Origin of the sequence: uncultured Butyricimonas sp. (genome assembly GCF_959596855.1) — a bacterium.
In the GTDB taxonomy this organism is placed as follows: domain Bacteria; phylum Bacteroidota; class Bacteroidia; order Bacteroidales; family Marinifilaceae; genus Butyricimonas; species Butyricimonas muris.
Window position 1 is genome coordinate 17568 of the sequence record NZ_CAUFYA010000056.1, and the last position, 12400, is coordinate 29967.

Genomic DNA, 12400 nt, shown 5'->3' on the forward strand with positions numbered 1-12400 from the left:
TCATAAATCAAGAAATCTAAAATCAGAACATGGATGTATTAGTGAAGATATTACAGTTTTTGTTGAGTTTGTCGATTCTCGTGATGTTGCACGAGATGGGACATTTCTTCATGGCAAAACTTTTCAAGGTACGGGTGGAGAAGTTTTTTATTTTCTTCAACCCGTGGTTTTCGATTTTCCGTTTTAAAAAGGGGGAAACCGAGTACGGGATGGGGTGGTTGCCTTTGGGGGGCTACGTGAAGATCTCCGGGATGATTGACGAGTCGATGGATCTGGAGCAGATGAAAGAGCCGCCAAAACCTTATGAATTTCGTTCCAAACCGGCATGGCAAAGGTTGTTGATCATGATTGGCGGGGTGTTGGTGAATTTCCTGCTGGCATTCTTTATATATATCATGGTGCTTTATACTTGGGGCGAGGAGTATCTACCGGCGGAAAACGTGAAATACGGTGTCGTGTGTGACAGTATTATGTTGGATGCGGGGGTGCGTAACGGGGATATTGTTTTGTCTTTCGATAACAAGAAAGTGGAGCGTTTCAGCGATATTATGCTTCATCTTTTGCTGGATGAGCCGAAGACTATGCAAGTGTTGCGAGGTGGGCAGGTTGTGAGCCTCGATATACCCCCTACTTTGGTCAAGAAGATACTGGCTTATTCCTCCAATGGTTTTGACCAGAAGGCTTTGTTGGCACCTCGTTACAAGTATAACGGTGAGATTGTGGCTTTCGCTCAAGACGCACCGGCAAGGAATGCCGGGATGTTGGCGACCGACACGATTATCGAGGTGGACGGACGGGGATTTACTTATTATGACGAGTTCCAGTCACTGGTGATGAATCATCGGGATAGCGTGATGAACGTGAGAGTGTTGCGAGGGCAGGATACATTAACTCTCTATCTCGATATGGGCGACTCCAAGCTCATGGGGATACAGCCGAGGATTATAGCTGATTTCGAATTTGCCGTGAAAAAATATTCATTCTTGGAGTCCGTGCCCGCGGGTATCAACATGGGAGTGGATAAGGTAAAATCTTATTTGAAGCAATTCAAGCTGTTTAAAAACCCGGAAGCGATCAAATCTCTGGGAGGTTTCGTGTCTATCGGAAATGTCTTCCCGAGTGTATGGGATTGGCATGCGTTCTGGGATTTGACGGCTTTCCTGTCATTGATTCTGGGTGTGATGAACCTGTTGCCTATACCGGCTTTGGACGGGGGGCACGTGGTATTCCTGTTGTACGAGGTGATTACCCGTCGCAAACCGAACGAGAAGTTTATGGAGAATGCTCAGATAGGCGGAATGTTCTTTTTGATATTCTTGCTGCTATTCGCGAATATAAATGATATTTTGAAGTTGATCGGAATTTATTGAAAGAGTTATGAGTGAAATGGTTGAACAGTTCCGGGCGTACCGGGCTAAAATGAACGAAAAGATTCTTGCCGCTGATAATAAGGTAATGAAACGTATCTATAATTTGGATACGAATACATATATGGATGGCGCTTTGCCCGCCAAGGTGAAAGAGATGTTGGGATTGGCAACTTCCATGGTCTTGCGTTGTGACGATTGTATCAAGTATCATCTGGAAAAGTGTCATCAACTCGGGGTGACCACGGAGGAGTTGTTCGAGATATTCTCGGTAGCCAATCTTGTCGGAGGGACTATCGTGATTCCCCACACGAGGCGGGCGTTGGAGTATTGGGAGGAACTGGGGAAATATTCGGAGATTTAGTGATTGCCGATTCCGTGATTTGCGAAGTGCGGGCAAGATAGGGAAATTAATTCATTTTCCGGTTGTTAGTTCAAGCTATATTTGTACCTTTGTACTCGTTTATAAAGGTAAATGTGGCATGTGCTTAAAGAATATTTTACGGAGCGGTTTTTTATTTATTTTTGTTCTGTTTGAGTTTTCGGTCTCGTGGGCTCGTGATCGGGATAATGTCTTGGTTATTAATTCGTACACGGATGTTACCGTGTGGTCGAATTACGTGATTGACAGCCTTCGGAAAGATCCTTCGATCAAGGAGGATATTCTTATCGAATCCCTCAATATGCTTTTGGTCGAGGAGGATTCCATTGCGCGGCAAAGAAAACGTTTGATTATAGAAAAACATTCGACTCCATTACCCCGTTGTATCGTGGTGCTCGGGTCTCCCGCGTGGTGTTTGTTTGAAGATGCTTTTAACGGGGTGTGGAAAGATGTTCCGATAATCTTTTGCGTGCAGGAAGATTATGTGACATCATGGGCTTCCGTGTTGAAAAAAAAAGAGATTGTTCCGGGAGAGATGAAATCTGTTCGGGAACTGACAAAAGGATATAATGCCACGGTTGTCGAATGCCCCATTCACGTGAGGGGAACAATTGATGAAATGAAGTTGTTGCTTCCCGGAATGGAAAAGGTAGTCCTTATTTCCGATCATCGTTATGTTAGTGCGCAGGTAAGATACGAGATGCGGGAAGTTTGTCAGAAGTATTTTCCGGACCTTCAAGTAAGTTATTTCACGGAGGGGGAGATGACTATGGATGATATGCTGGATTCGATATCTTCTTTTGATATAAACAAGGTCGGGTTGTTGTATTTCTCATGGTTTCAACGCGAGGGTATGGTTGGCAATAAATATATTTCATGCAATAACCATAAGACGATAAGTACTTTCGATCATCATCCCGTGTTTATATTGGAAGATATCGGGATTGAGGATGGAGAGCTGGCGGGAGGATATTTTTATTCGGGACAGGAGTTCGGGCATACGGTCGCCCGGACATTACGGGAGATCATGGCGGGAAAGAGTCCCAAGGATGTTGCTTGGCAACAAGTTGAACCGGATTATTATTTGTGTTATAATGTCTTGCAGAAAGCCGGTATTCCCGCATCAATATATCCTGATAACGCACATTACTTTTTTGTTCCGGAGAGTTTCTGGTCCAAGAACCGGTACATGATATTTGTTGTTGTCGTTTTATTATTCTCGCTTTATTTGATGTGGGAGAGGATACGTTTGATGAGGAAGGAGCGGTCGTTGCACGAGAAGGAATTGTCTTTTTTGAAAAAATACGAGGCGTTATTTAAAAATATGCCCATCGCGTACACGAAGCATAAATTGATATACAATAATCGGGGGGAACTGGAGGATTATGTCGTGCAAGTTATTAATCCTATGTTTTGCAAGTATTTTAAAGGTGGTGAGAATATTGTCGGCAAGAGAGGGAGTGAGATTCTGAATAGTAATTATAAAGAGTATTTGGTCTTGTACAAGACGATGCTTGCCGAAAAGAAGTCTTTCACGATAGAGTATTACCATAAGTCGATAGAGAAATATTTCGAAGTGTTGCTTGTTGCTTCAGAGGAAATCGGGATGATCGATGTGTTTTGTGTGGATATTACCGATTTACGGAACACGAGAGCGCTATTGGAGTCAGTGAATTATAAGTTGGCAATGGCATTGGATGTTGCCAATATTATCCCGTGGCGTTGGAATTTGGAGGACGGGACTATGTTGTGTGACGTGAATCGCCCGATAGAGTTGCAACATTACCAAGGGGGTGAAGATACTTTGTCTGTACCTCAAGAGCAATACTTCTCCAAGATTCATAAGGATGATAGGGAACGTGTACGTGCGGCTTATTCTGCCTTGATCGAGGGAAAGGTGGAAAAGATAAAAGAGGAATACCGGGTTCTGGACAGAAATAATCACCATTATTCATTCGAGTGGGTGGAAGCGCAGGCTGCCGTGGAGAAAAAGGATAAGAACGGAAAGGCTTTATCATTGGTCGGTTCTTCTTTGGTTATCACGGGACGTAAGAAAATGGAACTGGATTTGCGGGAGGCGAAGGAATATGCCGAAGAATCCAATCGTTTGAAGTCGGCTTTCCTCGCGAATATGAGCCACGAGATCAGAACGCCGTTGAATGCTATTGTCGGTTTTTCCAATATATTGGCTTCTGCGGAAGAGGAGCGTGAAAAACAGGAGTACGTGAATATCATCGAGAATAATAACAAGTTGCTCTTGCAGTTGATTAATGATATTCTCGATCTCTCGAAAATCGAATCCGGTTCGATGGAGTTCGTTTATTCGGATTTTGATTTGAACGCTTTGTTGCATGAACTGGAGCAAACTTCCGCATTGCGATTGACAACTTCCGCGGTGGAAATTGTTTTCGAGGAAGGATTGCCAGAATGTTGTATACATATGGAGAAGAACCGATTGACTCAAGTTATAGCGAATTTGATTAATAACGCGACGAAATTCACGGAAAAGGGAAGTATTCGCTTCGGGTATCATTTACTGGAAAAGAATACCTTGTATTTTTACGTGACGGATACCGGTTGCGGAATTAGTGCCGATAAGAAAGAGGCTATCTTTGAACGTTTCGTGAAGTTAAATTCTTTCGCCCAAGGAACGGGGTTAGGATTGCCGATTTGTAAAACTATCGTGGAACGGATGGGTGGAAAAATAGGGGTGGAGTCGGAAATCGGTAATGGTTCTACATTTTGGTTTACAGTACCTTATAATCCCGTGAAATTACATCGCGAGGAGAACAAAAAAGACGAGTTTGTCATACAGGAAGCGGTGGAAAAGGACAAATTGAAAATTCTGATTGCCGAGGACAACCCGAGTAATTATATGCTTTTCGAGTCTATTCTGAAGAAAGATTATAAGCTGGTACACGCGTGGAATGGGGTAGAAGCGGTGAATTTGTTCGAGGAACATCGCCCGCATTTGGTGTTGATGGATATTAATATGCCGGAATTGAATGGATACGAGGCGGTTCAAAAGATACGTAAAATATCTTCAACCGTACCCGTTATTGCCGTTACGGCGTATGCTTATGCCTCGGATGAAGAGAAAATCATGGCGAGTGGTTTTGATGCTTATGCCGCCAAGCCGATTAACGCGAATGTGTTGAAAAGTAAAATTATTCATTTGCTGGAAAAAAGGATTATTTTATTGTAGCATGCAGTCGAGATGTGTCTTTGGATGTTTTGTTCTTCTTTTCTGCCTGTTTCACTGGAGAGCGTCGGGACAGACGGATTCTTATCGTGTGGTGTTTTATAATGTTGAAAATCTGTTTGATACTCGTAAAGATTCTTTGAAAGTGGACGGAGATTTTACCCCGCGTGGAAAAATGTATTGGACAAAAGAACGTTATCACGGGAAAATATTGAATATATCAAGGGCGTTGCTCGCGAGCGAAAGATTGCCGACGATTATCGGTCTCGCAGAAGTGGAGAATCGACAGGTTTTATTTGACCTGATTCGAAAAACCGGATTGGCTGACGGGAATTACGGGATTGTACACGAGGATTCGCCCGACGCGAGAGGGATTGATGTGGCTCTTTTGTATAATACAACGGTGTTGCGGGAATTGAGAAGTCAATTTTTCCCCGTGGAATTGAGGAAAGGGGAAACTACCCGGGATATCCTTTATTGCAAGGGGGTATTGAGGGAAGTCGATACGTTGCATTTTTTTGTCTGTCACTTCCCTTCCATGCGGGGCGGGGAGGCTAAAAGTGAATGGAAACGGGTGAAAGCGGCTTCTGTTGTAAAGGAGAAGGTCGATTCAATACAATCGTGTCAGCCGGAAGCGATGATCGTGATTATGGGGGATATGAACGGACGGGCAAATACTCGTGCACAACAGGCGTTGGGGACTAAAAATCCGGAGGGACAAGAAATAAACTCCCGCGACCTTTATAATACCGGTTATTATTTGTTGGGAAAGACTCGGGGAAGTTATCGTTTCAAGGGAGAGTGGCAGACGCTGGATCACGTGATTGTTTCCGGGACTTTGTTGGACGGAAAGCATGGTTTGCGTTCTTCTGGGCGAATGGAAATTGTGGCTTCCGATTTTTTGATGGAGGAAGAAAAAGGAAGTTTTGGAAAACGTCCGAAACCGACTTACAGGGGGCCAAAGTATATCGGTGGGTATAGCGATCATCTTCCCGTGTTTATTGAACTGAAAAAATAAAACCAGTTGTAAAGCAACTATCTTAAAAATAAAAGATTACTTTTGTGGCAAAATTCATAGAACAAGATATGGACGACTATCATCAACGGTATTAATCTGAGTAGGGGTTCCGAATAAAGCCTCTATTCATAAATTGAAGGAGGAATTATTATGAGAACTTTCCTAATGGGTAAAGTAGGGTTCGTTGAGAAAAAAATATGGGAACCCAATTGCTGGATTAATGTTGTTTCACCAACTCAAGAAGATATTCGATATTTAATCGACGAAAAGGGTGTTCCCGAGGCTTTTATTGATGACATTGAGGACGTTGACGAGCGTTCCCGTCTGGAAGTGGAAGAGGGATGGACGCTGATGATTATGCGTATTCCTTTCAAATCGGTAGATAATAGTATTCCTTTTATCACGGTGCCTCTGGGTATTATCGTGAAGGGGGATGTGTTCGTGACCGTGTGTTATCACCAGACGGCAATGATACCGGATTTTATCAATTACGTGATCCGGAAGAATCTGGAGATCGAGAATAACTGGGACTTGGTGTTCCGCCTTTTCCTGTCTTCTTCGGTTTGGTACTTGAAATACTTGAAGCAGATCAATGCGCAGATGCACATGGCGGAGGTGGAACTGGAAAAGTCCATTCGTAACGAGGAGTTGCAGCGATTGTTGAAGATCGAGAAGTCTTTGGTCTTTTTTATCACTTCGTTGCGAGGAAATGATAATTTGCTGATCAAGATGAAGACGTTGAAGGTGCAACGGCAATTTTTTGACGAGGATCTGGTGGAAGACGTGGAGATCGAGTTGCGGCAGGCACAGGATTCCGCTCGAATATACAGCGATATATTGAGCGGGACGATGGATGCTTATGCTTCGGTGATATCCAATAATTTGAATATCGTGATGAAACGATTGACTTCTATCTCTATTATCTTGATGTTGCCGACGTTGATAGCCAGTTTGTACGGGATGAACGTGCCCAATTCACTGGAGGAAAACCCGTATGGTTTTTTGATCGTGATCGTGATATCCATTCTTTTTTCCGTGTTCGGGTTCGTGGTGTTCAAGTGGAGGCATTGGTTCTGAAATTAAATTTAAAATCCTTGGTATTTTAACAAAGTCTTAACGGTTTGCCAATAAACTTTTGAAGATATTTGATGTCTTAACAATAGTGTCGTGAATGCCTGTGAAGTAAGCGAACACTAAGGTAATTGTATGTAATGTTTTTAATATGAACAAAGGATTAAAAAGAGTTTTACAGATAGGTATACCGATTGTTGTTGTGGGTATTATATTGATCCCTCGTTTGGATTTTTCTTCAAGTGATAGTGCTGACGATAGCCCGAAAACGGCTGCATCACCCCGTGCCGCATCGAGGGGGGCGCTACCGGTAACCGGTATTGTGGCTTCTCTTGCAACTTCTTCAACCGGTATTCCGGTGACGGGGTCGCTGGTGGCTAACGAGGAGGTGGAGTTGGTTTCGGAGACAGCCGGGAAAATTGTTGAGATTGCGTTTAAGGAGGGAGCTCGTGTAAAGAAGGGTGATTTGTTGGTGAAGGTGGACGATTCCGATTTGAAGGCTCAGTTGGAGCGGTTGGAGTTTCAAAAGAAATTGCAGGAAGCGAAGTTGGAACGTTTGCGGGTGTTGTTGAAGCGGGAGTCGATAAGCGTGGAAGAATTTCAGCAGTTGGAAACGGAGTATAATATGAATCTGGCGGATATCGAACTTCTGAAGGTGAAGATTATCCGTACCGAGATTCGGGCTCCTTTTGACGGGCAAATGGGTTTTCGATACGTGAGTGTGGGGAGTTACCTGCAACCCAGTACGAAAGTATCCACAATCGTGGATAATTCTTTTCTGAAAGTAGAATTCGTGATACCCGAGAAATATATCGTGGGAGTTCCTATCGTGGGCAGGAAGATTGATTTTGAAGTGGCGGGATTGGATCATGATATTAGCGCGGAAGTGTATGCCGTCGACCCGCAGATCAATGATAAGCATGCAGCTATATTGCGTGCCCGTTATCGAAACACGGATAACTTGATGGCGGGAATGTTCGTGAAGGGACAATGGAACACGGCGGAAGGATTGAAATTTATTTTGATTCCCACGGAAGCCGTGGTGCCCGAAATGAACGGTAAGCGTTTGTGGGTACTGAAAAACGGTAAAGCAACCAGTGTCGCCGTGCAGACGGAAAGCCGCGATAATAAATTTATTGAGGTAACGGCAGGAATCCAAATCGGGGATACCGTGTTGACCGGCGGATTGATGCAGTTGCGTGAAGGGATGGCGGTGAATGTAAGCCTTAATAATTGAAAGTTGAAAATTGAAAATGAAAAGGCGCGGGGCTTATGGAGGTGAAATCCTAAGCGTCGGTCTTGTGCGGTAGGAATCTAAAATCTAAAATTTAAAATCTAAAATTAGATGAGTTTATCTTCGACATGTATAAAACGTCCCGTGTTGGCTACCGTGTTGAACCTGCTTTTGGTGATTGTCGGTTCAATCGGGTTGTTGTATTTGGGAGTACGCGATTACCCGAGTGTTGATCCCCCGGTGATTTCGGTCTCCACGTCTTTCGTGGGGGCGAATGCCGACATGATCGAAACGCAGATTACCGAGCCGTTGGAGTCGGCGATTAACGGTATTCAAGGAATCCGTTCGCTAAGTAGTACCAGCCGTGACGGGCAGAGTCGAATCACGATAGAATTTGAGTTGGACGTGGATTTGGAAACTGCCGCTAATGACGTGCGTGATAAGGTTTCCGGTTCTTTGCGGCGTTTGCCGAAAGATATAGACCCGCCTACCGTTTACAAGGCGGACGCAGATGCTCAACCGATATTTGCTATTTCTTTGCGAAGCGGACAACGTTCTCTGATTGACTTGAGCGGTTATGCCGAACGTTATTACAAGGAACGGCTGCAGACGATTCCCGGGGTTAGTAGCGTGGATATCTGGGGAGAGAAGCGTTATTCGGTGCGCTTGCGGATGGACCCGGCGTTACTGGCAGCTTACGGGCTGACGCCGATGGACGTGCAGAGTGCCGTGGAAAAAGAAAATATCGAGTTGCCTTCCGGTCGTATCGAGGGGGATAACACGGAATTGACGATTAGGACGTTGGGGCGTTTGATGTCGATAGATGATTTCAATAATCTGGTGATAGCCCGCAATGGTGCACAGATTATCCGGTTTAGCGATATCGGTGTAGCGGAAGTTGATGCCGAGAATACCCGAAGTATAGCCAAGCGTAACGGGATACCGATGGTGATGTGTGCCTTGATACCGCAGCCGGGTGCAAACTATATCGATATCGCGGATAGGGCATACGTGGTGATGAAGGATTTGGAGAAGGATTTGCCGGATGATATTGACGCGACAATCGCTTTCGATAACACGGTATTTATCCGTAGTTCTATCAACGAGGTGCAGGATACCATATTCGAGGCGTTTATCATGGTGGTATTGATTATATTCTTGTTCCTGAGGAGTTGGCGGACGACATTGATTCCCGTGCTGGCAATTCCGATATCATTGATAGCCTCTTTCTTTATCATGTATATTGCCGGTTTCACGATCAATATTCTGACCTTGCTTGCCGTCGTGCTGTCGATCGGGTTGGTGGTGGACGATGCTATCGTGGTGATGGAGAATATCTTTACGAAGATAGAGCAGGGAATGTCGCCTTTGCAAGCGGGATTCAAGGGGGCTAACGAGATTTTCTTTGCCGTAATCGCTACCACGGTGGTGCTAGTGGCGGTGTTCTTTCCAATTGTATTTTTGGAAGGGACGACAGGACGGTTGTTCCGTGAGTTTAGTATTGTTATCGCCGGGGCGGTTTGCGTGTCGTCATTCGTGGCGTTGACGTTTACCCCGATGATTTCCACTAAATTATTGACCCGGGATGCTGCCAAGAATTGGTTTTACCGGAAAACGGAACCTTTCTTCGTGGGGATGACCGACATGTACAGACGATGGTTGCAGATGTTCTTGAAAGTGCGTTATGTATCCATTATTATCCTTTGCGCTTCCGGGGTGGCTATTTATTTTCTTTGGTTGTTGATACCGTCAGAGATGGCTCCTTTGGAAGACCGTTCCAATATTCGCTTGAATTCTGTGGCGCCGGAGGGTGCGACATACGAATACATGAGCCGGTATGCGGATGAGATTTCAACTTTTGTTGAGGATTTTGTACCGGAGCAGGAGAAAGTCATCGAGTTTATCGGGGGCGGACAGACGAATCGGGCGAGCTTGCAGTTGTGGTTGGTCGATGCGGATGACAGGAAACGTACACAACAGGAGATTGCCGATGAACTTGCTTTGAAGGTAAGACAATTTACAGGGGCTCGTACTTTGGTTTCACAACAACAGACGTTCGGAGGACGTCGCGGTGGATTGCCCGTGGAATACGTGATTCAGGCGAAGAATCTGGAAGATCTGAAAGAGATGTTGCCCGTGTTTATGGATGAGGTGAATAAAAGCCCGATGTTCTCGGCTTCCGATTTGAACTTGAAGTTCACGAAACCGGAGTTGACCGTGAACATTGACCGCGATAAGGCGGCAGCCATGGGGGTTTCCGTGCAGGATATCGCTCAAACGTTGCAGTTGACGATGAGCGAGCAACGTGTCGGGTATTATATTATGGACGGGAAGCAGTACCAGATATTGAGTCAGTTGGAACGTAAAGACCGGAATAAACCGAGTGACCTGCAAGGTATATACGTGAGAAATGCCAATAAAGAGTTGGTGCATCTGGATAACTTGATTTCTATTAGCGAGAGTTCGATGCCGCCGCAATTGTATCGTTACGATCGTTTCGTGTCGGCAACCGTGTCGGCAGGATTGGCGAAAGGGGTAACGCTTTCACAAGGATTGGAGGAGATGGACCGGATTGCTGACCGGGTGCTGAATGACGATTTTAAGACTACTTTGTCCGGTACTTCGAAAGATTTCGTGGAAAGTTCTTCCAGTTTGATGTTTGCTTTCATGTTGGCTTTGGTATTTATTTATCTGGTATTGGCGGCGCAGTTCGAAAGTTTCCGGGATCCGTTGATTATCATGTTTACCGTGCCTTTAGCCTTGATAGGGGCAATGGTGACCTTGTGGTACTTCGGGCAGACGATGAATATTTTCAGCCAGATCGGTATTATCATGTTAGTCGGATTAGTATCTAAAAACGGTATTCTGATCGTGGAATTTGCGAATCAACGTAAGGCGGCAGGCTTATCCATGAGGGAAGCAATCGAGGATTCTGCCGTGGCACGTTTGCGCCCGATTCTGATGACCAGTTTATCCACGATATTAGGTATTTTGCCGATGGCAATGGCGACGGGAGCCGGGGCAGAAAGCCGTGTCGCAATGGGTATAGCCGTGGTGGGCGGTATGGTCTGTTCCACGTTATTGACTCTTTTTGTGATTCCGGCTATTTACACGTATTTGTCAGCAAAGAAAGTGCGGATCATAGAAGAAATTGAAAATTGAAAATGGATATATTCATGAGTTTTTTGAAAGGAATAAAACAAGTTGATATGATAAAATGTGGGTTACAATATAAGAGAATTGCATTGAAGGCAATATTTTTATTGCTCATTTTCAATTTTCAATTTTCAATTTTCAATTGTTTCGCCCAAGAGCGAAAGACTTTGCCGGAATGTATAGCGCAGGCGTTGGAGTCGAATTATTCTATTAAGATTATCCGGAATGAAGCCCGTATGGCAAAGAATGATTTGAGTTACTCTACTTTTTTACCTACCGTGGATGCGAATGCAAAGCAGACACAGACGCGTAATGATTCCAAAACGGAAAATAGTGCGGGAGAGGTGAATAAGATGTCCGACATAAAGACGGATAATTATTCTGCCGGGGTTGCACTGAACTGGCGTTTGTTCGACGGGTTGGAGATGTTTACCACGCACGAGAAGCAGAAAGAGTTGCTGGCGATGGGAGAACTTGCTGTTCAGCAGGCGGTGGAGAACCTGATTGTGAATGTAAGCGCTGCCTATTATAACGTGCTGGTGCAACAGCATAAGTTGAAAGCAGCTTTTCGTTCGTTGGAGGTTTCTAATGAACGCTACGAGGAAGCACAGACCCGCTACGAGGTGGGTAATCGTTCCGGTTTGGAAGCCCAACAGGCAAAGATAGATTTAAATGCGGACAGTTCTGTTTACGTGAAACAGAAAGAAGCGTTAAAAGGAGCCTACATCACGTTGAACAAGTTGATGAATAATGACTTGCAGTTGGTGGAATACGTGCGGGATACGATTTTATTGGGACCTCTTTTGTCTTTAGGTGTATTGGAACAAAGGACGTTACAAAGTAACACGACTTTGTTGCTGGCAAAAAAGGATCAGAAAATCTCGGCTTTGGATTTGAAAAATACCCGGGCTGTGTTGTTCCCCACGTTGGATTTTACTTCCGGGTATAACTATAATAAAACGGATACACC

Annotated in this window: 8 protein-coding genes; all 8 read left to right on the plus strand. The window is 44.6% G+C overall.

Features of this window, described 5'->3' with window-relative positions:
• Positions 1-29 precede the first annotated feature (29 nt).
• Positions 30-1370, plus strand: coding sequence for an RIP metalloprotease RseP (rseP, locus tag Q5866_RS18265; protein WP_303181697.1), 1341 nt, complete (start codon positions 30-32; stop codon positions 1368-1370).
• A gap of 7 nt (positions 1371-1377) precedes the next feature.
• The gene (locus Q5866_RS18270; protein ID WP_099290163.1) at positions 1378-1731 is read left to right on the plus strand and encodes a carboxymuconolactone decarboxylase family protein; all 354 of its coding nucleotides are present in this window, start codon (positions 1378-1380) and stop codon (positions 1729-1731) included.
• Between the two features lie 118 nt (positions 1732-1849).
• Positions 1850-4954, plus strand: a complete 3105-nt coding sequence (locus Q5866_RS18275) for an ATP-binding protein (RefSeq protein WP_303181699.1) — start codon at positions 1850-1852, stop codon at positions 4952-4954.
• Position 4955: 1 nt separating this feature from the next.
• On the plus strand, positions 4956-5969 hold the full coding sequence (locus Q5866_RS18280; protein WP_303181701.1) for an endonuclease: 1014 nt from the start codon (positions 4956-4958) through the stop codon (positions 5967-5969).
• A gap of 150 nt (positions 5970-6119) precedes the next feature.
• Entirely contained in the window at positions 6120-7046 is a 927-nt protein-coding gene (locus Q5866_RS18285; RefSeq protein ID WP_227215376.1) for a magnesium transporter CorA family protein, read from the plus strand.
• A gap of 145 nt (positions 7047-7191) precedes the next feature.
• Positions 7192-8277, plus strand: a complete 1086-nt coding sequence (locus Q5866_RS18290; RefSeq protein ID WP_303181704.1) for an efflux RND transporter periplasmic adaptor subunit — start codon at positions 7192-7194, stop codon at positions 8275-8277.
• Positions 8278-8385: 108 nt separating this feature from the next.
• Entirely contained in the window at positions 8386-11436 is a 3051-nt protein-coding gene (locus Q5866_RS18295; RefSeq protein WP_303181706.1) for an efflux RND transporter permease subunit, read from the plus strand.
• Between the two features lie 161 nt (positions 11437-11597).
• Positions 11598-12400, plus strand: an 803-nt coding sequence (locus Q5866_RS18300) for a TolC family protein (protein WP_303181708.1), incomplete at its 3' end; no start/stop codon positions are given.

What these genes read in the sequence shown, in the direction of transcription:
- rseP (WP_303181697.1), top strand. Translation starts at nt 30, where the DNA reads ATGGATGTATTAGTGAAGATATTACAGTTTTTGTTGAGTTTGTCGATT.
- Q5866_RS18270 (WP_099290163.1), top strand. Translation starts at nt 1,378, where the DNA reads ATGAGTGAAATGGTTGAACAGTTCCGGGCGTACCGGGCTAAAATGAAC.
- Q5866_RS18275 (WP_303181699.1), top strand. Translation starts at nt 1,850, where the DNA reads ATGTGCTTAAAGAATATTTTACGGAGCGGTTTTTTATTTATTTTTGTT.
- Q5866_RS18280 (WP_303181701.1), top strand. Translation starts at nt 4,956, where the DNA reads ATGCAGTCGAGATGTGTCTTTGGATGTTTTGTTCTTCTTTTCTGCCTG.
- Q5866_RS18285 (WP_227215376.1), top strand. Translation starts at nt 6,120, where the DNA reads ATGAGAACTTTCCTAATGGGTAAAGTAGGGTTCGTTGAGAAAAAAATA.
- Q5866_RS18290 (WP_303181704.1), top strand. Translation starts at nt 7,192, where the DNA reads ATGAACAAAGGATTAAAAAGAGTTTTACAGATAGGTATACCGATTGTT.
- Q5866_RS18295 (WP_303181706.1), top strand. Translation starts at nt 8,386, where the DNA reads ATGAGTTTATCTTCGACATGTATAAAACGTCCCGTGTTGGCTACCGTG.